Raw genomic sequence first — 21,904 nt, 5'->3', positions numbered from 1 at the left:
AATGACGACCAGAAAAGTATCGACTTCGCGGTTCCGGGTGGGTGGTATATACATACCACCCTGTCGAATTCAGGTTGTGGCAGGTCTCGCCGCAGCCCGCAAAGCTGAGCCCTTGATCTTGCGCTGTGATCAGGGCGCCAGCGGCAGGAACTTGCTTTGCGCCAAGGATTTGCTGATCTGTCCTCGGTGTACGTTCACCACTGCGTAGGGGCTGTCCGCCTTGGCGAGGAGTGAGTGGTAGTGTTCCCGCCGTTGCTCCTTGGTTTTCAGGTGCGCGACGCTGTAGTCGGCTTTGGGTGTGTCAGCCTTTTCGTAGTGAAAGTGCGCATACCAAATGGGAAAACCGTCACGGTCGTTGACGGCGTATTCCTGGAGAAAATCCTTGCGATCGCCTTTCAAGGCCTGACGTTCGCCGAGTCGGGCGATTTGTATCAGTTGTTTTTCGAACAGGAACCGAAGGTTGCTATCGGTGGGCGGCAATTTCAGGCTCAATTCGATGCGCAGGGCACTGCCCTTGCTCCTCAGGCTGGAAACAGCGTCTGACAGTTGTTTGCTCAGTGCCTGGTCCGCGGGCGTAGGCGAGGTTTGCGCTGCGCTGAAGGCTCGGTCGAGTTCTCCGTGGAGCGCGCTGAATCGACTCGCCTCATTGTTCACGATTTCCTCGATTTCCTGAGGGTAGCGGCAATATTTCTTGTAGCTTTCAGCGCGGCGTAAACGTTCGGCCAATTCGTCCAGCAGCTTTCGCGCATCAGTCTTGATGGCTTTGACCGACCTCGTTCGGGGGGCGGGGGCGGGTACCGGCACCGGAGGCCGCACGTCAACGACATCCCAGACATCGTCGTGGCGCGAATAGGTGGCGATCACCTGGTCACTGGTTTCGGAACGCAGCTCGACGACTTCAATCGGCAAGGCCGTGCCGGCCGGTTTCAGGTCACCAATCAAAACACCGCTTTTGCGGGTCCTGATCACCTGTTTCTGCGGGCGCCCGGGCGCTGCCTTGGGGCGCCTGGGCGCACGCCTGCGTGGTTTTGGCTCGGGTTTGATTTCAACCGCCAGTTTCCCTGACACGTCCTGGTACAGACTCTCGACCACCTTGATGAACCGGTCGAAATAGGCTTCGTCGATATCGTCGGCATAGAGGGTTTTAATGCCCTGCAAGGCATCCAGGGATTGGCCATAGTGCTCGGTCAGGCTCTCCAGTACCTCCAGTTGTTCCGAAGGGAGTAGCTCGTAGAGTCGCAGCGCGACATGGGAGCGCATTTGTTCTCCCAGCGGCTTGACGATGCGTAGCAGGCTGCCGGACAAATCAGATTCAGGGTTCTTGATCGCCAGTTGTGGAAGCGTAGAGAGCTGCAAGGCTTTGCAGCCGGTCGCATCTCTTTCGCCCAATGGAAACTCCCTGGTCACGCGTTCAACCGCTTGGACTCCGGCTTCATCCAGGTTCAATAATCTTTCCAGGTAGTCGTCCTGGAGTTCCAGCCAATGAATCGATCGATCATTGATATCCGTCAGTGTGTCGAGGAACCTTCTGTGGGCCGGCAGATCACGGTTGGCAGCCTGCACTAGGTTGGGGTCTGTGAATTGGGGATGGGTGGCCCCGATGGCCGCATAGTCCCTTTCAGTGAGCAGGAAGGCTCTGCGGGCATTTCTGACCACGTTTTCCAAGAGAAAGCGCAAGAATGCAGGCGCAAGCGCGATACCCAGGCTGGCGCGTTCGGGCGCGCTGTTCACCAGGCGCATATACATGTCGGTCTGCTCCTGGAGCAGGTCATGGAGCACTTTGCGCTTCGGTGCGCGCTGCGCCTCGGTATAGTTTCCCTCCTCAAGCCTTGCCAGCACTCGCTGGGCAACATCCAAGGCTCTTTGTCGACCAGGCTCTTGCGCGGTGTACTGCTTTACCTCGTGGAGCAATTCGCTGGATCGTTGGGCATTGAGACGACGCTGTGCAGCCACGCGCTTGGGCGGCGCCCCTCCCAGCAGGCGCAGGCGCAGGTCCAGGATCCATTGGCCCTGGGTATCGACGCGTAACGGCGGACCTTTTTGGGTCGAGTCGAGCGGATCGACGATGGTGGCGCTGCCGTCCTCTTCCGGGGTGACTCGATACAGCAGGCCTTCAACATCGGCGTGCCATTTGTTGTCGATCACGTACAGGCCCTTGTAGGGCCCATAGGTGATCGGTTCGGGCAGTGAAGCCGGATGCGGTACTTGCAGGCGCTGCAGACGGGTGCGCTGTTCCGGCGTCAGGCGCTGACGGGGATTGGCGAAACTGAAATCCAGGGCCCTGCTCGCGGCTTCGGCGTGGGTGCCAGGCAAGCCAACGGCCCCCTCTATGATGTTTGGCGAGGCTGGCGCAGGCCACTGCTCGGCAACGGTCCGCGGCGCGGGTGGACGCATGGCGTGTTTCTTGACCGATTCGGGCACTGGGGCGCGAGCAGGCGCACGTCCGGAGGGGAACTGGCTCACCAGCATGGCCAGGTTGACCAGCAAATCGACGGCCGCCAGCTCCCGAGCCACCGGATCTTCATTGATCAGGGCCGGGATGTCGTTTCGGGCGCTGGCCATCAGGTTCCACAGCCAGACGGTGGTCATGGCCGGGCCACGCAGCAAGGGAAACAGCAGCGTGTTGAACAACAGGCTGCCACCCTCGAGCAGCACCGCCCAGCGGCTCTCGCTGTTGGAGACCGAGGCCCGGTCGGCCTGGGTGACCAGGGCCTGGGCGTTGCAGCCGTAGAGGTACTGCATGAGTTGGCCTTTTTGCAGCGATTGCAGCAGATCGTCGTGGCTGTCGTCGTTGGCGAGGGTCGCCGGGGCGGGCTTTTCAGGCTGCTCGAACTCGTCACCCGGGAAAAACCGCACGATGTGTGGCTCCAGGAAACCACCATTGGCATACACCGGGCGTGCGGCATCGGACAGCCAGGTCAGGACGCTGCCCTGCAAGTCCCCGGCAGCGGTGATGGCCTGCAACAGGGCCTCACGGGTCGCAAATTCCTGTAGGGCAGGCGCGTACAGCGGTCGATACAGCAGGTGCGGGCCGGTGGTGATGTCTTGCGCCTCGATGATGAACTGGTTGGCCACCACATCGGGCTGGGCCTGGGGTTTGCGCAGGAACGCCAGGTGCCGCATGACCACCTGACTTCCGTCGACCTGCTGGGCGTCTGCCGCGGGTTGGAGGACGGCTTCGACCAGGCGCAGGCCTTTGCGGGTCATGCCGTTTTCGTTGTCGAGCAGCTGTTTCAATGCCTCCAGCGCCAACTGCGCCGGCATCTGCTGGGCAAACATGTGTTGACGCCACTGTGCCCGAGGCGAACTGCCGAGCAACTTTTCTCGCAGATAACGAGGATAGTTCGCGCCTATGTCGACCTGTTCGATCAACCCGCCTTTGCGGGTAATGAAATCCGGCGTGATCCAGGCCGGCAACGTCAGGCCCAGGCGATGGCTGAGCTTCAGGTTCCCACTTGGCCGGGCGACGAGGTTGTTGATGGCCAGGTCGGTCAGGCTCATGTTGCGCTCTTCGCTGATACCGACGGCCCCGGGATAACCCGCCGAGACAGTGAACGTCAGGCGCACATCGTCGAGCTGGAAGTGGCTGGAGGGCACCTTGTCCGGGCTGCTGTCGTTCGTTTGTGTCATGCGGTTGAGCAAGGCGTTGGCGGTAAAGGCCCTGATGTCACTGGTGTCACTGAGAAAGGTCTGGCCCTGGTTGCGTTTTTTCGCGCTGGCCAGGGTCAGGCTGTAGCGCTGGAACGCGGTCTGATCGGCGATGGAGGCTGTTTGCAGCCATCCGGGCAATAGCGGTTCGAGTTGCGCCGACGTTTCAGGCGTGAGACGTGGGGCGTCGAGGAGGTAGCGGGCCGGGTCGCTCAAGTCGTTGTAGAGCTTCTTCAAGTCTTGTAGACCGATCCGAGACGGCAGTTGTACAGCCTTGAGGTCGGCCAGTTGCTGTTCCAACACCATCGCCGCTTGAATCTCGAAGACATTGCCGCTGATCTCGTAGCGCTGGCAGGTGACGGTGTCGACGATGTACTCGCCGGCGATCCGTTCGCCCCAATATTCATTGAAGGTTTCAATGGATGCAAAGGACTGCACGGGACCACCGGGGCTGCACAACAGAAGTTCGATGGCGCTGCGAGTGGGCCAGGTCAAAAGGATCTCGGTGCCGACCAGCACGGTGCTGGAGGTGCCTTGAGTGATCCTGGTTTCCAGGCTGTAAGCGTACACAGGCGCCTGATTGTGGCGACTGAAACGCAGGTCACGGTCCGGCCAGCGGACGATCTGGTCCAGGGCCGCACGTGCCGGATCGCTGAGGCCCGGCTGTTGCAGCCCGCGGATGTTCAGCGTGTTCCTGAGCACATCGCTGAGCCAGCCCCAGCGGGTGATGTTCGTACCGGTTTGGCCGCTGGTGTCGAGGTCGGTGCTCCAGTAGCGGGTTAGCGCATCTTCGAGTCCGATCGGCAGGCTCCAGGCCAGTTCAAGGAGCAATTTTTTGATGACTTTCATGTCCGGTTTTTCGTTGCCTGACCAGAGGCGGCGGGGAATGCTGTCGGAAAGGTAGTAATCCAGATTGCCCCGTGGGCTGAAATCCATGGGGGTGTCCGAGGCCAGGTAATCGAGGACCTGGGGCATGAACGGTTGGAAGTGCCAACCGCGCCCGACCACGTCCGGCGTTGCCAATTGGGTCTTGGCGAGGTCGAGGGTCAGCCAGGGGTATTTGTCCTTGAGGGCTTGCTCAAGCATGCGTTGGGCGACCTGTTCGAAGGTCGGGCGGCTGGCGAATTGCAGGCGGACCCGTTGTGCCAATGCGGCGGCGGTGTCAGCCGTGGGGAGGGCGGTCATGAGAAGTCCTTTTCATAAGTTTCATGGTTGTCGGAATGACGACCAGAAAAGTATCGACTTCGCTGTTCCGGGTGGGTGGTATATACGTACCACCCCGTTGCGGGCGGGGTATGGCAGGTCGCGCTGGAGTTCGGGGGATGTCAGGCGGGATCGCTGCCCAGCACCACATTCAGCGCGCTGCGGGCATCGTCCAGCTGCACCAGCGTGGCATGGCGGGCGCCGAGGGCGTCGCGGTTCTCGATGGCGGTGAGGATCGCCTTGTGTCGCGGCATCGCCAGCTCATGCAGGTTGGGCCGCTGGTTGGAGTGCTTGAGCGCTTCGGCGATGGCCACCGACAACATGTTGCAGAGGTTGGCGAGCAGGTCGTTGTGGGTGGCGTCGGCGATGCGGCTGTGGAAGTCCAGGTCCGGTTGCAGCACGGCCTCGGGGGTCGGGGCTGCCTCCATGCGTTGGTAGGCTTCACGGATGGCGGCGATGTCGGCTTCGTCGGCGAACTGGGCGGCGAGGGCGGCGGCGGCTGGCTCGATGATGCTGCGCACACTGGTCAGCAGGTTGAAGAATTCATTCTGCGGGCTGCTCTGCATCAGCCAATGCAGCACATCCGGGTCGAGCATGTGCCATTCCCGCCGGGCCTTGACCACCGTGCCCACGCGCGGACGCGAATACACCAGGCCTTTGGCGACCAGCACCCGCGTGGCTTCGCGCAGCACCGGGCGGCTGACCGCATACTCTTCGCACAACAGGGCTTCGGCGGGCAGTTTATCGTCCGGTTTGAAACGCCCGGAGACGATCTGCATGCCCAGTTCCTGGACGATGCGCGCGTGCATGCTTTTGCGGTCGGAGGGTTTGCGGTAATCCATGGGACGCGGCGCGATCCTGTGCGAGGGGAATGTTGCGCATGATAGCAGGCGCGGCGATGGCGGGTCGCTAATGCGATTTTTTGAGGTGGATGCAGACCCCATTGTAGGAGCTTATGTGGGAGCTGAGCTTGCTCGCGATGAGGCCCTTCCAGTCAATATCTCTGTTGTCTGGTGCACCGCAATCGCGAGCAAGCTCAGCTCCCACAAAAGCTTGCATCCCACAGGGGATGCCCACAGGGGGATGCCACAAGGGGATGGATGGGGTCAGTGGGAGTGGCGTGGCACCTCGGCGCCGCGGCAGCCGACCAGGAAGTCGAAGTCACAGCCCTGGTCCGCTTGCAGGACGTGGTCGATGTACAGCTGGCGATAGCCCCCCACGAGCAGTTGCTGCGGTGGCACGAGGTCGGCCAGGCGCGCGGCGAGTTCAGCGTCCGGGATGTCCAGATGCAGGCGGCCGCTGGCGCAATCGAGTTCGATCCAGTCGCCTTCCTTCACCGCCGCCAGGGGGCCGCCAGCGGCGGCTTCCGGTGCCACGTGCAGCACCACTGTGCCGTAGGCGGTGCCGCTCATGCGTGCGTCGGAAATCCGCACCATGTCCGTCACGCCCTGGGCCAGCAGCTTGGCCGGCAAGCCCATGTTGCCGACTTCGGCCATGCCTGGATAACCCTTCGGCCCGCAGTTCTTCATCACCAGGATCGAGCTGGCGTCCACGTCCAGTTCCGGGTCATTGATCCGTGCCTTGTACTCGTCGAAGTTCTCGAACACCACCGCGCGACCGCGATGCTGCATCAGTTCGGCGGTGGCGGCGGACGGCTTGAGCACCGCGCCCAGTGGCGCCAGGTTACCGCGCAACACGCAGATACCACCGTCGGCGCGGATCGGATTGTCCAGGGTGCGGATGACTTCGTCCTGGCCGTAGATCGGTGCGTCCTTGGTGTTTTCGCCGAGGCTCTTGCCATTGACGGTCAAGGCGTTCGGATGGGGAATCAGGTTGGCTTCGCCCAGACGCCGCAGCACGGCGGGCAGGCCGCCGGCGTAGTAGAACTCTTCCATCAGGAAGCGCCCGGACGGCTGCAGGTCGACGATGGTCGGCATGCCGCGACCGATGCGGGTCCAGTCGTGCAGGTCCAGTTGCACGCCGATGCGTCCGGCAATGGCCTTGAGGTGGATCACCGCGTTGGTCGAGCCGCCGATGGCCGCGTTGACGCGAATGGCGTTTTCGAAGGCTTCCTTGGTCAGGATCTTCGACAGTTTCAGATCTTCACGGACCATTTCCACGGCGCGCATGCCGGACATATGGGCCAGCACATAACGCCGTGCGTCCACGGCCGGAATCGCCGCGTTGTGGGGCAGGGAGGTACCGAGGGCTTCGGCCATGCAGGCCATGGTCGAGGCCGTGCCCATGGTATTGCAGGTGCCGGCCGAGCGGGACATGCCGCCCTCGGCCGCGAGGAAATCATCGATGGTGATCGTGCCGGCCTTGACCTGTTCGCTCAATTGCCAGACCACGGTGCCCGAGCCAATGTCCTGGCCCTTATGCTTGCCGTTGAGCATCGGCCCGCCGGTGACGACGATGGCCGGGACGTCGCAACTGGCGGCGCCCATCAGCAACGCCGGGGTGGTCTTGTCGCAACCGGTGAGCAGCACGACGCCGTCAATCGGGTTGCCGCGAATCGCCTCTTCCACGTCCATGCTCGCCAGGTTGCGGGTCAGCATAGCGGTGGGACGCAGGTTCGATTCGCCGTTGGAGAACACCGGGAATTCCACGGGGAAGCCCCCGGCTTCGATCACGCCGCGCTTGACGTGCTCGGCGATCTGCCGGAAGTGCGCGTTGCACGGCGTCAGCTCCGACCAGGTGTTGCAGATGCCGATGATCGGCTTGCCGTGGAACTGATGGTCGGCGATGCCCTGATTTTTCATCCAGCTGCGGTACATGAAGCCGTTTTTGTCGGCGGTGCCAAACCATTGGGCCGAGCGCAGGGAGGGTTTCTTATCAGACATGATCGATTCTCTTATTGTATGACTATATTGTTCTAGCTGAAGCGTAACATAAGCGCAATTTGTGCGGTTTGGAAGTGTTGTTGGGTAAATAGTATTACTATATAGTCCGATTCAACGGAGGGGTTGTCCTGGCGGTCATTCGCGAGAGAAATCCCCCGAGGTTCCATAACAACAACAATCGGAGACCGGTCCCATGAGCCAGGAATTGCGGCTTATTCGTCGCATCACGCTGAAACTGATTCCCTTCCTGATCCTGCTGTACCTGATCGCCTACGTGGACCGCTCTGCAGTGGGCTTCGCCAAGCTGCACATGGGCGCCGACCTCGGCATCGGCGACGCCGCCTACGGTCTGGGTGCCGGGCTGTTTTTCATTGGTTATTTCCTGCTGGAGATCCCCAGCAACCTGATGTTGGAGCGCTTCGGTGCCCGGCGCTGGTTTGCCCGGATCATGATCACCTGGGGCGCCATCACCATCGGCATGGCCTTCGTGCAGGGACCTCACAGTTTCTATGTGATGCGCTTCTTGCTGGGGGCGGCCGAAGCCGGGTTCTTCCCGGGCGTGCTGTACTACATCACCCAGTGGTTCCCGGTGCGCCATCGCGGCAAGATCCTCGGTCTTTTCATACTTTCCCAACCCATCGCGATGATGATCACCGGCCCCGTGTCCGGCGGCTTGCTGGGCATGGACGGGATCCTTGGCCTGCACGGCTGGCAGTGGCTGTTCATCGTCATCGGCCTGCCGGCGGTGCTGTTGACCTGGCCGGTGCTACGTTACCTGCCGGATGGCCCGCAACAGGTGAAATGGATGGACCAGGCCGAGAAGGACTGGCTGACCGGTGAGCTGAAAAAAGACCTGCAGGAATACGGCCAGACCCGCCATGGCAATCCGCTGCATGCCCTCAAGGACAAGCGTGTCTTGCTGCTGGCGCTGTTCTACCTGCCGGTGACCTTGAGTATCTATGGCCTGGGCCTGTGGTTGCCGACGCTGATCAAGCAGTTCGGCGGCAGCGACCTGGTGACCGGTTTCGTGTCGTCGGTGCCGTACATCTTCGGCATCGTCGGCCTGCTGATCATTCCCCGCAGTTCCGACCGTTTGAACGACCGCTACGGTCACCTGGCCGTGTTGTACGTGCTGGGCGCCATCGGCCTGTTCCTCAGCGCCTGGTTGTCGGTGCCGGTGTTGCAATTGGCGGCGCTGTGCCTGGTGGCGTTTGCGCTGTTTTCCTGCACGGCGGTGTTCTGGACCTTGCCGGGACGTTTCTTTGCCGGCGCCAGTGCGGCGGCGGGCATTGCGCTGATCAACTCGGTGGGCAACCTGGGCGGCTACATTGGTCCGTTCGTGATCGGTGCGCTGAAGGAGTACACCGGTAACCTGGCCTCGGGGCTGTACTTCCTGTCGGGCGTGATGGTCTTTGGCCTGGTGTTGACTGGCGTGGTTTACCGGTTGCTGGAGCGCAAGCATGTGCTGCCGGCGGATCAGTTCGCGGCCAGCGCCCGGGGGGCGACGCGTACCTGATGTGGAGTGGGCTGCCAGGAGGTTAAGTGTTGAGCCTGCTGACGCTTTCGCGAGCAAGCCCGCTCCCACACTGGATTGGTGGTGGTCACAGGATCTGTGTATTGCGCAGATCCAATGTGGGAGCGGGCTTGCTCGCGAAGGGGCCCTTATGTTCACCACACCTATTGATGTTTGTTTACAGGGAGAAAACCCATGCGTTTAGTTCAGTTCGAATTGAGTAACGGCGAACGCCGCGTCGGTGTGGTCGAGGGCGATCAGGTGCACGAAGTGCAGGGCGCCGGCACCGTGCGCGAGCTGGCGCTGGCGGCCATCGAAGCGGGCGTGAAGCTTGAACAGCAGGTCGGCAGCCTGGGCCTGGGGGCGAGTCATGACTATGCGCAGTTGCTCGATGAGCTGCGCATCCTGCCGCCGCTGGACCATCCGGACCCGGCGCACCTATTGGTCAGCGGCACTGGCCTGACCCACCTGGGCAGCGCCTCGGCTCGGGACAAGATGCACCAGCAGGCCGGCGACGAAGCGACCATGACCGACACCATGCGCATCTTCAAGTGGGGCGTGGAGGGCGGGAAACCCCAGGCCGGGCAGGCCGGCGTGCAACCGGAATGGTTCTACAAGGGCGACGGCAGCATTGTGGTCCGCCCGGGCCATCCGTTCCCGCTGCCACCCTTTGCCGAAGACGCCGGCGAAGAGCCGGAAATCAGCGGCCTGTATGTCATCGGCCACGACGGCAAGCCCTATCGCCTGGGCTTTGCCGTGGGCAACGAGTTTTCCGACCACGTGATGGAACGCAAGAATTACCTGTACCTGGCCCATTCGAAATTGCGCAGTTGCAGTTTTGGTCCGGAACTTCGCGTGGGTGAACTGCCTCAACATCTGTCCGGGACCAGTCGTATTCTGCGCAACGGCGAAGTGCTGTGGCAGAACGAGTTCCTCAGTGGCGAGGCGAACATGTGCCACAGCCTCGAAAACCTGGAATTCCACCACTTCAAGTACAGTCAGTTCCTGCGCCCGGGGGACGTCCACGTTCACTTCTTCGGCACCGCGACCCTGTCGTTCGCCGATGGCATCCGCACGCAGCCGGGGGATGTGTTCGAAATCAGCCAGGCTGAATTCGGTGCACCGCTGGTCAACGGCATTGCCCCGGTGGACGCAGTGTTCAACCCAGGTACTATCGGCACACTTTAAAGGAGACTTGCGATGACCCAGATCCTTGGCCACAACTACATCGGCGGGGCGCGCAGCGCGGCCGGCCAGACTCGCCTGCAAAGCGTCGACGCCAGCACCGGCGAGGCCTTGCCCCATGAATTCATCCAGGCCACGGCCGAAGAAGTCGACGCCGCCGCCAAGGCCGCCGCAGCGGCTTATCCAGCCTATCGCAGCCTGAGCGCGGTGCGCCGGGCCGAATTCCTCGAGGCCATTGCCGATGAATTGGATGCCTTGGGCGATGATTTCGTGGCCGTGGTCTGCCGTGAAACCGCGTTGCCAGCGGCACGGATCCAGGGCGAGCGCGGTCGCACCAGCGGTCAGATGCGCCTGTTCGCCAAGGTCCTGCGTCGCGGTGATTTCTACGGCGCGCGCATCGACCGGGCATTGCCTGAGCGCACGCCATTGCCGCGTCCAGACCTGCGTCAGTACCGCATTGGCCTGGGACCGGTGGCGGTGTTCGGCGCCAGTAACTTCCCCCTGGCGTTTTCCACGGCCGGTGGCGACACGGCGTCGGCCCTGGCGGCCGGTTGCCCGGTGGTGTTCAAGGCCCACAGCGGCCATATGGCGACCGCCGAGCACGTGGCCGATGCAATCATCCGCGCGGCTGAAAAAACCGCGATGCCGGTCGGTGTGTTCAACATGATCTACGGTGGTGGCGTCGGCGAATGGCTGGTCAAGCATCCTGCGATCCAGGCCGTGGGTTTCACCGGTTCCCTCAAGGGCGGGCGTGCCCTGTGCGACATGGCGGCCGCACGGCCGCAGCCGATCCCGGTGTTCGCCGAAATGTCGAGCATCAACCCGGTGATCGTATTGCCGCAGGCGCTGGAGACCCGCGCCGAGAGCATCGCTCGCGACCTGACCGCTTCGGTGGTGCAGGGCTGCGGTCAGTTCTGTACCAACCCGGGCCTGGTGATCGGTATTCGCTCGCCGCAGTTCACTGCTTTCACCCAGCAAGTGGCTGCGCTGATCGGCGACCAGGCGCCCCAGACCATGCTCAACGCCGGCACGCTGCAAAGCTACGGCAAGGGTCTGCAGAAACTGCTGGCGCACTCGGGCATCGAACGCCTGGCCGGGCGCGAGCAGCAGGGCAGCCAGGCCCAGCCGCAGTTGTTCAAGGCCGACGCCAGTCTGTTGATCAACGGTGATGAGGCGCTGCAAGAAGAAGTGTTCGGCCCAACCACGGTGTTTGTCGAAGTCGCCGACCAGGCGCAACTGACCGCCGCGCTGAACGGCCTGCACGGCCAACTGACGGCCACGATGATCGGCGAGCCGGCGGACTTCGAACGCTTCAGCGAACTGACGCCGCTGCTGGAACAGAAAGTTGGCCGCATCCTGCTCAACGGTTATCCGACCGGGGTGGAGGTGTGTGATTCGATGGTGCACGGCGGGCCTTACCCGGCGACATCCGATGCCCGTGGTACGTCGGTGGGCACATTGGCGATCGATCGTTTCCTGCGCCCGGTGTGCTTCCAGAACTACCCCGACAGCCTGTTGCCCGAGCCGCTGAAGAATGCCAACCCGCTGGGGATCCTGCGGTTGGTGGATGGGGTGCCGGGGCGCGAGGCGCTCTGAGGGTTGCGGGGAGGCCGTTGCATTCAAGTTGAATGTGTCGGCCTCATCGCGAGCAAGCTCGCTCCCACATTTTGATCTTCAGTGGACACAAAATTCGTGTTCAACACAGAACCGCTGTGGGGGCGAGCCTGCTCGCGAAGAGGCGGGCCCATCCAACATTTTCCTCGACTGGGACGCCGTCTTCGCGAGCAGGCACACCGAGCCTAAGCAATGTGCCGAGTGGTGGGGCAAAAGCGATTTGCTTACTTTTTCCTGGGCCGGCATTCCGGCTTTTCAGAAGTGAGCCGCTGTAAAAGCGGAACCGCCAGTAGCCGTCTCACAGCTGCTTCGACCCCCCGCCAATCTGCCAGACATAAGGCGGTTCCGTCCCGTTGATTTCCCAATCACCAATAATGCGCTCCTTGTAGATCAACGGATTGTGCGAGGCCGCGGTGCGGGCATTGCGCCAGTGGCGGTCGAGAGCCTTGCTGGTGCTGGTGGCTGAAGCACCGAGGGCATTGAACAGGTCGCTGGTGGCACGTAATACCAAGTCGGAGATGACCACCTGGGCCTGGGCCGACTCCAGCTCGGCGGCGATGTTAGCGGTGTGTTCGGTCTCGGCGTTCTGGCTGAAGCGGCTTTCATAGGCGCGTTGGGAGGCGCTCGCGGCTCGCAGGGCGGTGGCTTCGGCGGCGTAGACCTGGGCCGATGCCCTGCCGACCACTTGTTGCACCTGCACGTCCTGGCTCACTTCGCTGGCATTGCCGGTGCTGAAGACCCGCGTGCGTTTGCGCACTTGCTCGGTGATGTCGTGGACCGCAGCGCGGCCGGCGCCGGTCAACACGGCCAGCAACACCAATTGATAAAACGCGGTCTGGTATTTGAAGCGGGTGGAGAAGTCGATGAGGTTTTCCACCTCGACCAACGCATTCTCGAACAGCGACGTCCCACTGCCAGTGGTGCGTTGGCCGAAGCCGTCCCAGTCATCGTTTTGCTTGACGCCCGGCTGGTGCACGCGGACGGCGGCAATCACGTCGGCGCCGTTGTCGTCGCGCTGGGCATACACGTCGATCCAGTCGGCGAAAATACTGCCGGTGCTGTAGTACTTGGTGCCATTGACGACCCATTGATCCCCCAGGCGGGAAACCCGAGTAATGACCTCGCCGATTTTCACCGTGCCGACTTCCGTCCAGGCGTTGCCCACCAGCTCACCCTCGACAAAGCGCTTGAACCAGGTGTCCTGTGGGCTGCTGGCGTGGGCGTTGAGGCGGTCTTCGACAAATGCAAAGTGCCCGCGCAAGGCCTGGGGCAGGTTGGAATCGGCTTCGGCCAGTTCGATCAGCAATTGCAACAGCTGCGGCAACGAGGCCCCGGCGCCGCCATATTCGACCGGTACGCGGATGGCGCCAAAGCCGGCTTCCTTCAGCCATTTCACCTGTTCAAAGGGCAGGCTGCGCGTCTGCTCACGCGCCAGGGCGCCGGCCTGGATGCGCGCAAAGATCGGCCGGAAGCGTTCGGCCAAGGGTTCATAGTCGGCGCCCGTGGAAAGGATCGGCGGCAGGTGTTGTTGCTGTGCGGTCATGTTGATGTTCCTTCTGGATGGCGAGTAGGCGGGCAGGGTGAAAACCTGCCGGTGCCCAAGGCCATTGCACAGTCCATGCCCGGGGCCCGACGCCCGTAAATGCGGGGTCTTTAGGGCATTCATCGATGAAAGGCTGTGCTGGCTGCGGACAATCTGTTGCGCAACTGTGTGCCGGGCAACAGTTGCCGCGACGGGCATCGGCAGGCCAGGTGTTCGCCAGGCAACAGCGGACCAACAGCTTGCCCGTCAGGCGACAGTGCAGTGGTTCGATGATTCATGTAATCCATTGATTATTAAGGTGATATTCAACTGGCACGGTTGCTGCTCTACACCTCATGCAGACGCTGAGGTGGCGTCTCCAGGCATGGGGTAAACGATGAGCAAGCAATTCAAAGTGGTGGCGGTGTCAGGCAGCGTGCAGTACCCGTCACGCACCCTGGCACTGCTCCAGGCGTTGGTGGACCGGCTCGGGCAGCAATTGCCGATCGAGGTGCGCTTGATCGAACTGGCCAAGGTCGGTCCACAGTTCGCCGGGGTGTTGCGTCGCGAGGCGTTGCCGGCTGCCGTGCAGGAGGATCTGCATGCCATTGAATCGGCCGATCTGCTGATCGCCGCCAGTCCGGTGTACCGAGCGTCGTACACCGGCCTGTTCAAGCACCTGTTCGATTTCGTTCATCACGAAGCCCTCAAGAATGTACCGGTGCTGTTGGCCGCGACAGGGGGCTCGGATCGCCATGCCTTGATCATCGATCACCAGTTGCGGCCCCTGTTCGGTTTCTTCCAGGCCTTGAGCCTGCCGGTGGGGGTCTATGCCAGCGAAACCGATTTCAGCCAGTACCGAATCTCCAATGCGCAGGTGCTGGAGCGCATCGAGCGCGCCGTCGAGTCGGCGTTGTTGAGCCTGGACCCGAATGCCCAGCGCAACGCCAATGCCGCCTGATCCATTTTTCCTTTCAAAACGAGCCGTGGAGTACATGCAATGAGCCAGGACACGATCAAATTTGCCTACTGGGTGCCCAACGTCAGTGGCGGGCTGGTGGTCAGCAAAATCGAACAACGCACCGACTGGGGCATCGACTACAACCGCAAGCTGGCCCAGATCGCTGAGGCGGCCGGCTTCGACTACGCCCTGTCCCAAGTGCGTTTTACCGCCGGTTACGGCGCCGAATACCAGCATGAGTCCGTGGCGTTCAGTCATGCCTTGTTGGCCGCCACCACGCGCCTGAAAGTCATCGCCGCGGTGTTGCCGGGGCCGTGGACGCCGTCGGTGTTGGCCAAGCAGATCGCGACCATCGATCACCTGACCGGCGGCCGTGTGGCGGTCAACATCGTGTCGGGCTGGTTCAAGGGCGAATTCACGGCCATTGGCGAGCCGTGGCTGGAGCACGATGAGCGTTATCGCCGTTCCGAAGAATTCATCACTGCGCTCAAGGGCATCTGGACCACCGACAACTTCACCTTGCGCGGTGACTTCTACCGCTTCCACGACTACACCCTCAAGCCAAAACCACTGCAACAGCACCCGGAAATCTTCCAGGGTGGCAGCTCACGTGCGGCTCGGGACATGGCTGCTCGGGTATCGGACTGGTACTTCACCAATGGCAATACCGTGGAGGGCGTCAAGGCGCAGATCGATGACCTCCAGGCGAAAGCCGCGGCCAACCACCACAAGGTCAAGGTTGGCGTGAACGCCTTTGTCATTGCCCGCGACACCGAAGAAGAGGCCCGTGCGGTCCTCGCCCAGATCATCGACCAGGCCGATCCCGAGGCCGTCAATGCCTTTGGCGATGCGGCGAAGCAGGCCGGCAAGTCCAGCCCGGAAGGCGAGGGCAACTGGGCCAAGTCCAGCTTCGAGGACCTGGTGCAATACAACGATGGCTTCAAGACCAACCTGATCGGCACACCGCAGCAGATCGCCGAACGCATCGTCGCCCTCAAGGCCGTGGGTGTGGATTTGATACTCGCCGGTTTCCTGCACTTCCAGGAAGAAGTCGAGTATTTCGGCCGCAAGGTCCTGCCGCTGGTGCGTGAGCTGGAGCAACGCAAAGTGGCGGCCAAAACGGCGGCGGTCGCTTAAGCGCGGGAGGCAGCATGGGCACGTTCACCGAAACACTCGACGCGGTCCCGGCCAGCTTGCCCCAGTGGTTGCAGCGCCAGGCGCATCGGCACGGCATGGACGTCGCGCTGCGCCATAAGCACCTGGGTGTCTGGCAGGAGCGAACCTGGGCGCATGTGGCGGACGAGGTGCGTCGTTTGGCGAGTGCCCTGCAAACCCGTGGTTTTGCGGCGGGCGCGACCCTGACGATCATCAGCCGACCCAGGCCGCAGGCGCTGCTTGCCGCATTGGCTGCGCAGTGGCTGGGGGGCGTGGCGAGCCTGTTCGACCCGCTGGACGCAGCGGCCGAACAGGTGCAACGGCTCGCCACGCTGCAACCGGGTTTCGTCCTGGTCGAAGGCGTGGAAGAAATGCGGCGTCTGCATGCGGCGCGGGTGGCCGTGGGAGTGTGGGTCTACCTCGACAAGCGTGGCCTGTCGGATTCGGCGCCATTTGCGCAAGCGCTGGATTACGCCACGCTGGTTGCCGAGCGGCCAATCGATGGCCTGGCGCCGCAAGGGCGAGTGCTGCAAACGGCCTTTGTCTTTTATCGCGGGGCCGGTCAGGCGATTGAGGAGCAACGCGTCAGCCACGCCGAGCTGTTGCAGGAGGGCCAGCGGTTGGTGACGCGTGAAGGCCTGGGACGGCACGAAGAGGCATTGGCCGCACGGGCGTTCGCTTCGGGCGGGCAAGCTCGCTACCTGCTGGCGCCTTGGTTGATGGCCGGTTTTCGGCTGAACTTCCCTGAGAACCTGGCGACCCGTGATCGTGACCGGCGCGAGCTGGGCCCGACGCTGGTGGCCGGGACGCGGGAAACCTACGAGCGTTTGCACTGCTATGCGCTGGAGCGTTTGCCGGAGCCGGGCAGTTGGCCGCGCCGGCTGGTGGATTGGGCGTTGGCAACGCAAGCGGGGCCGCTGCAACGGCACCTGGGGGACTGGCTGGTTCGCCGGCCTTTGCGCGACGTGCTGGGCTTTTCCCGGACTCGTGCGCCGTTGCTGGTGGGCGATGCTTTGCCGCCCGAAACCCAGGCCTTTTTCCAGGTATTGGGTATCAGGGTTCGCCAGTGGGAGGACGCGGCCCACTGGGAAGCACCGTCGAACCTGGTGCAGCACACCACCGATGACTGGAGCGGACTCCAGTCGCAACTGGCCTGAGAGGAGACGCCCCCATGACCGAGACGGCCGTCACGCATTTGCTGGAGCTGGAGCATATTTCGCTGTCATTCAAAGGCGTCAAAGCGGTCACGGACATCAGCTTTCGCGTCGCCACCGGTGAGATCTGCGCCTTGATCGGCCCCAACGGCGCCGGCAAGAGTTCGCTGCTCAATGTCATCAGTGGCGTGTACCAGGCCCAGGATGGGCACATCCGTTTTGATCGACAGGAGCGGCGCCGGATGCGCCCCCACGACATGGCGGTCCGTGGCATTGCCCGGACATTCCAGAACATCGCGCTGTTCAAGGGCATGAGCGTGCTCGACAACGTGCTTACCGGACGCAACCTCAAGCGCCGCAGCACCTGGATCGAGCAGGCGCTGCGCATCGGTCGCGCCCGGGCCGAGGATGACAGCCAGCGCGAAGCGGCCGAACGGGTCATTGCGTTCCTGCATTTGCAGCCTTGGCGCGACGTCCTGGTGGGCACGCTGCCCTATGGTTTGCAGAAACGGGTGGAGCTGGCCCGCGCGCTGGCGGCGGAGCCCCGGCTGTTGCTGCTGGACGAGCCCATGGCCGGGATGAACGCCGACGAGAAGCAGCAGATGAGTCGCTTCATCGTCGACATCAACCGTGAGCTGGGCACGACGGTGGTGTTGATCGAGCACGATATCGGCGTGGTCATGGACATCAGCGACCACGTGGTGGTGCTCGATTACGGTCGCAAGATCGGCGACGGCTCGCCTGAAGACGTACGGCAGAACCCTGAGGTCATTTCGGCCTACCTGGGCACTCGCCACTGACACCGGATATTCGACGCCTTCCCGTCAGGGAGGGCAGGCAAGTTGCGCCCGCCGAATAGGAGCGACGATGGAATTTTTCTTTGAAGTATTGATTGGCGGATTGTTGGCGGGGGTGATGTACGCCTTGGTGGCCATCGGTTTCGTGCTGATCTACAAGGCCTCCGGGGTGTTCAATTTCGCCCAGGGCGCGATGGTGCTGTTCTCGGCGCTGACCTTCGTCAGCCTGCTGGAGCGCGGTGTGCCGTTCTGGCTGGCGTTCGTCATCAGCCTGGCGGCCATGGTGCTGATCGCCGTGGCGGTGGAGCGGGTGGTGCTGCGGCCCTTGGTCAACCGTTCGCCAATCACGCTGTTCATGGCCACCCTCGGGCTGTCCTACGTCATTGAAGGCTTCGCCCAGGCACTGTGGGGCGCCCAGGTGCATGGCCTGGAACTGGGTATCAGTGATGAACCGCTGGAACTGGGCGGGATGTTGTTGTCGCAGTTCGACATTTTTGCCGCATTGACTGCGGCGTTCCTGGTGCTGCTGTTGTCCTGGTTGTTCAACAAGACCCGGCTCGGATTGTCGTTGCGGGCGGTGGCCGATGACCCACTGGCGGCGCTGGCCGTGGGCATTCGTTTGCAGCGGGTCTGGGTGGTGGTGTGGGCGGTGGCGGGGTTTGTCGGGTTGGTCGCCGGCCTGCTCTGGGGCGCTCGCCTCGGGGTGCAGTTCTCGCTCTCGCTGGTGGTGCTCAAGGCCTTGCCGGTGTTGATCATCGGCGGCTTCACCTCCATCAGCGGGGCGATTGTCGGCGGCCTGATTATCGGTGCTTCGGAGAAGCTGGCGGAGGTTTACCTCGGGCCCTTCATCGGTAGTGGCATCGAGAACTGGTTTCCCTACGTGCTGGCGCTGCTGTTTCTGCTGGTGCGTCCGGCGGGGTTGTTTGGCGAACGGGCCATCGAACGGGTTTAGGGGAGCGCATCATGTTTTATCGAGAAGCAGGCCAGTTCAACACCCGTTATGCCCAGGACCGCCGGGTCTTCGCCCTGCGCCAAGACCGTCACGGACTGGCCGCGTTGCTGCTGTTTGCCTTCGTCGGGGTGCCCTGGTTGGGTAACGACTACTGGTTCAGTGCGATTCTGATTCCGTTTTTGGTGCTGTCCCTGGCCGGGTTGGGGCTCAATTTGCTCACCGGTTATGCCGGGCAGCTGTCCCTCGGTTCAGCGGCGTTCATGGCGGTGGGAGCCTTCGCCACCTACAACCTTGAAATACGGGTTACCGGCTTGCCGTTGTTGTTCAGCATCGCCCTGGGCGGGTTGGCGGCGGCGCTGGTGGCGGTGCTGTTCGGCCTGCCGAGCCTGCGCATCAAAGGTTTCTATCTGCTGGTCTCGACCCTTGCGGCACAGTTCTTCGTGACCTGGGCGCTGACCCGGTTCAGTTGGTTTTCCAACAACAGCGCCTCGGGCGTGATCAGCGCGCCGCGCCTGGATGTGTTCGGGGTGAATCTCGACGCGCCGGCCGGCCGCTATCTGCTGACCCTGAGCGTGGTAGTGGCGCTGTTCTGGCTGGGCAAGAACCTGGTGCGCAGCGAGTTGGGGCGCAACTGGATGGCGGTGCGCGACATGGACACCGCCGCCGCGGTCATCGGCATTGCGTTGGCGAAAACCAAGCTGCTGGCGTTCGCCATCAGCGGCTTTTTCCTCGGGGTGGCCGGCGCGCTCTGGGCCTTCGCTTACCTGGGGACGGTGGAACCCCATGGTTTCGACCTGAATCGGTCGTTCCAGATCCTGTTCATCATCATTATCGGCGGCCTCGGCAGCCTGCTGGGCAACTTCCTCGGCGCGGCTTTCATCGTGCTGTTTCCGGTGTTGCTTTCGAACCTGGTGTCGCTGCTGCCCGGCGGGCTGGTGGACGCCGGCCAGGTGGAGAACCTGCAGAAGATGATATTCGGCGCCCTGATCATCCTGTTCCTGATCAAGGAGCCAGAGGGCCTTGCGCGCCTCTGGCAGAGATTTCGCCAACGCGCACGGCTGTGGCCGTTGCGCTACTGAGCGATGCGCACAGCGCGGGTTTGCAGTTCCATTTTGTTGGCTTATCCATGGCTTCATAACAAGGAAAATCCGATGTTCAAACGATCATTCGCCAGCAGCCTGGCACTGGCCCTGAGCCTCACCGCCGCGGCCTTCACCGTCCAGGCGGACAACGAACAATACTTCCCGCTGCAAAGCTATCGCGTCGGCCCTTATGCGGCCGGCGGCACTGGTTTCTTCGGCGGCTTCATCGACTACCTCAAGTACGTCAACGCCAACGGCGGGGTGAACGGCGTCAAGCTGACCTGGAGCGAGTGCGAAACCGAATACGTGGTCGAGAAAGGTGTCGAGTGCTACGAACGCCTGAAGAAAGGCTTGAACGGCGCGCCGGCGGCGGCCACCAACCCGCTGTCGGTGGGCATCGCCTACGCCACCCTGGAGCGTTCGACGGCCGACAAACTGCCGCTGATCACCATCAACCATGGGCGTACGGATTCCACCGATGGCAGCGTATTCCCCTACGTTTTCCCGTTGCAGTTGAACCCGTATTCCGAGGTCTCGGCGATCATCAACTACATCGGTCAGCGCGCCGGCGGGTTGGACAAGCTCAAGGGCTTGAAGATCGTCACCCTGTATCACGGCTCGCCCTACGGCAAGGAAACCAACGAGGTCCTGCAAACCCTGGCCGACAAGTATGGCTTTGCGCTGACCTTGCTGGAGGTGCCGCACCCGGGCAACGAGCAACAATCGCAATGGCTGAATATCCGTCGGGAAAAACCCGATTGGGTGATCCTGCGCGGTTGGGGCGTGATGAACCCGGTGGCGCTGAAAACCGCGCAGAAAGTCGGTTTCCCGGCCGACCACATCATCGGCAATATCTGGAGCAACTCCGAAGATGATGCCGCGCCGGCCGGTGCCGCGGCCAAGGGTTTCATCGCAATCACCACGCACCCTTCGGGCACTGACTTTCCGGTGCTGCAGGGCATCAAGCAGCAAGTGGTCGACGCCGGTAAGGGCGACCTGGCCGATCCCAAGCGGTTCGGCACCGTGTATTACAACCTCGGCGTGGTCAACGGCATCCTCAACGTAGAAGCGCTGCGCATTGCTCAGCAGAAATTCGGCAAGCAACCCCTGACCGGCGAGCAGGTGCGCTGGGGCTTCGAAAACCTCAAGCTCGACGACGCGCGACTCAAGGAACTCGGGGCGTTGGGCCTGGTGCAGCCGTTGCAGTTGTCGTGCTCGGACCATGAAGGCGGCGGCGCGGTGCGCTTCCAGCAATGGGACGGGACCCAGTGGAAGCTGATCAGTGACTGGGTGCAGGCCGACCGCGCCCTGTTGCGGCCGATCATCGAAGCGTCTTCGCACCAATACGCCCGGGAAAAAGGCATTACCCCGCGTGATTGCAGCAAGGAATCCTGAGGCATCGCGGCGACCGGGCGCACGCGTCCGGTCGCTATCTGAAAAGGCGAAACAGTATGGCGACGAACGTGCCGATCCTGCAGATCGACGACATTGAAGTCCTCTACGAACAGACCATCCTGGCCGTGCGCAGCGTGTCGCTGAAGGTGGCGAAAGGGCAGGTCGTGGTGCTGCTGGGCGCCAACGGCGCGGGCAAAAGCACCACACTGAAGGCGGCTTCCAACCTGGTGCGCGCCGAACGGGGCGACGTGGTGCGGGGGCGGATTGTCTACCAGGGGCGCGAGGTGACCCACAGCGCGCCTCACACCTTGGCGGCGAACGGCCTGGTGCAAGTGCTGGAAGGTCGGCATTGCTTTGCCCAGTTGACCGTGGAGGAAAATCTTCTGGCCGGCGCCTTGACGCGACAAGTGCCGCGGCGCCAGTTGCTGGCCGACCTGGAGTTGGTCTATGGCCATTTCCCGCGCCTGAAATTGCGGCGCAAAAGCCTGGCCGGCTACACCTCGGGCGGTGAGCAACAGATGATCGCGATAGGCCGCGCGCTGATGGCCAGGCCGCAACTGGTGTTGCTGGACGAACCGTCGATGGGCCTGGCGCCGCAGATTGTCGAGGAAATCTTCGAGATCATCCGCCAACTCAATCAGAACGATGGCGTCAGTTTCCTGATCGCCGAACAGAACATCAACATCGCCCTGCGCTACGCCCATTATGGCTATGTGTTGGAAAGCGGTCGTGTGGTCAGTGAAGGCAGCGCCGAACAACTGGCGGCCCGTGGTGATCTCCAGGATTTCTACTTGGGTGCGCGGACGCGGGACCAGCAAGCGGCTGGGATGGAAGCACAGCGCTCCCCATAAAAGAGCCCTCGCCGAATCGCTTTTGTGGC

15 protein-coding genes are annotated in these 21,904 nt (G+C 62.5%); 11 read left to right on the top strand and 4 right to left on the bottom strand.

The genetic code is table 11. The features are described from left to right. Window positions 1-129: 129 nt before the first annotated feature. The 3 genes from AC3A5O_RS20400 to AC3A5O_RS20390 form a co-directional block, all read right to left on the bottom strand. Window positions 130-4,833 carry a dermonecrotic toxin domain-containing protein gene (locus AC3A5O_RS20400; protein ID WP_487753644.1) on the bottom strand — a complete coding sequence of 1,568 codons (4,704 nt, stop codon included), beginning with the start codon at window positions 4,831-4,833 and terminating at the stop codon, window positions 130-132. A gap of 140 nt (window positions 4,834-4,973) precedes the next feature. After that, window positions 4,974-5,693, bottom strand: coding sequence for a FadR/GntR family transcriptional regulator (locus tag AC3A5O_RS20395; protein WP_053119770.1), 720 nt, complete (start codon window positions 5,691-5,693; stop codon window positions 4,974-4,976). Between the two features lie 264 nt (window positions 5,694-5,957). Continuing rightward, on the bottom strand, window positions 5,958-7,694 hold the full coding sequence (locus AC3A5O_RS20390) for an IlvD/Edd family dehydratase (RefSeq protein ID WP_487753643.1): 1,737 nt from the start codon (window positions 7,692-7,694) through the stop codon (window positions 5,958-5,960). Between the two features lie 193 nt (window positions 7,695-7,887). Here AC3A5O_RS20390 and AC3A5O_RS20385 point away from each other — a divergent pair, with 193 nt between their 5' ends. From AC3A5O_RS20385 to AC3A5O_RS20375, 3 genes are all read left to right on the top strand, one after another. Further along, window positions 7,888-9,210: an MFS transporter gene (locus tag AC3A5O_RS20385; protein ID WP_122565596.1), complete on the top strand. Its 1,323-nt coding sequence runs from the start codon at window positions 7,888-7,890 to the stop codon at window positions 9,208-9,210. A gap of 192 nt (window positions 9,211-9,402) precedes the next feature. After that, the gene (araD1, locus tag AC3A5O_RS20380) at window positions 9,403-10,395 is read left to right on the top strand and encodes an AraD1 family protein (protein WP_487753642.1); all 993 of its coding nucleotides are present in this window, start codon (window positions 9,403-9,405) and stop codon (window positions 10,393-10,395) included. Between the two features lie 12 nt (window positions 10,396-10,407). Further along, entirely contained in the window at window positions 10,408-11,988 is a 1,581-nt protein-coding gene (locus AC3A5O_RS20375; protein ID WP_305490521.1) for an aldehyde dehydrogenase (NADP(+)), read from the top strand. Between the two features lie 316 nt (window positions 11,989-12,304). Here AC3A5O_RS20375 and AC3A5O_RS20370 read toward each other — a convergent pair whose 3' ends face one another. Then, window positions 12,305-13,549 carry an acyl-CoA dehydrogenase family protein gene (locus tag AC3A5O_RS20370; RefSeq protein ID WP_305481693.1) on the bottom strand — a complete coding sequence of 415 codons (1,245 nt, stop codon included), beginning with the start codon at window positions 13,547-13,549 and terminating at the stop codon, window positions 12,305-12,307. A 376-nt stretch (window positions 13,550-13,925) separates the two neighbouring features. Between AC3A5O_RS20370 and msuE the strand changes: the two genes are divergently transcribed. The 8 genes from msuE (at window position 13,926) to AC3A5O_RS20330 (ending at window position 21,875) form a co-directional block, all read left to right on the top strand. After that, a complete protein-coding gene (msuE, locus tag AC3A5O_RS20365) occupies window positions 13,926-14,489 on the top strand; it encodes an FMN reductase (protein WP_305467224.1) in 564 nt (187 codons plus the stop codon). A gap of 39 nt (window positions 14,490-14,528) precedes the next feature. Then, window positions 14,529-15,626 carry a dimethylsulfone monooxygenase SfnG gene (gene sfnG, locus AC3A5O_RS20360; protein WP_122565589.1) on the top strand — a complete coding sequence of 366 codons (1,098 nt, stop codon included), beginning with the start codon at window positions 14,529-14,531 and terminating at the stop codon, window positions 15,624-15,626. A gap of 14 nt (window positions 15,627-15,640) precedes the next feature. After that, on the top strand, window positions 15,641-16,801 hold the full coding sequence (locus AC3A5O_RS20355; RefSeq protein ID WP_487753641.1) for an AMP-binding protein: 1,161 nt from the start codon (window positions 15,641-15,643) through the stop codon (window positions 16,799-16,801). A gap of 14 nt (window positions 16,802-16,815) precedes the next feature. Further along, window positions 16,816-17,598: an ABC transporter ATP-binding protein gene (locus AC3A5O_RS20350; protein ID WP_487753640.1), complete on the top strand. Its 783-nt coding sequence runs from the start codon at window positions 16,816-16,818 to the stop codon at window positions 17,596-17,598. A 67-nt stretch (window positions 17,599-17,665) separates the two neighbouring features. After that, on the top strand, window positions 17,666-18,547 hold the full coding sequence (locus AC3A5O_RS20345; RefSeq protein ID WP_122565586.1) for a branched-chain amino acid ABC transporter permease: 882 nt from the start codon (window positions 17,666-17,668) through the stop codon (window positions 18,545-18,547). 11 nt (window positions 18,548-18,558) lie between these two features. Beyond that, window positions 18,559-19,626, top strand: coding sequence for a branched-chain amino acid ABC transporter permease (locus AC3A5O_RS20340; protein WP_122565585.1), 1,068 nt, complete (start codon window positions 18,559-18,561; stop codon window positions 19,624-19,626). Window positions 19,627-19,698: 72 nt separating this feature from the next. Continuing rightward, the gene (locus AC3A5O_RS20335; RefSeq protein WP_122565584.1) at window positions 19,699-21,024 is read left to right on the top strand and encodes an ABC transporter substrate-binding protein; all 1,326 of its coding nucleotides are present in this window, start codon (window positions 19,699-19,701) and stop codon (window positions 21,022-21,024) included. 56 nt (window positions 21,025-21,080) lie between these two features. After that, window positions 21,081-21,875, top strand: a complete 795-nt coding sequence (locus tag AC3A5O_RS20330; RefSeq protein ID WP_305481689.1) for an ABC transporter ATP-binding protein — start codon at window positions 21,081-21,083, stop codon at window positions 21,873-21,875. Window positions 21,876-21,904 lie beyond the last annotated feature (29 nt).

Source organism: Pseudomonas sp. Soil_N_39 (assembly GCF_057655955.1).
This window is presented reverse-complemented; position numbering and strand designations above follow the sequence as displayed.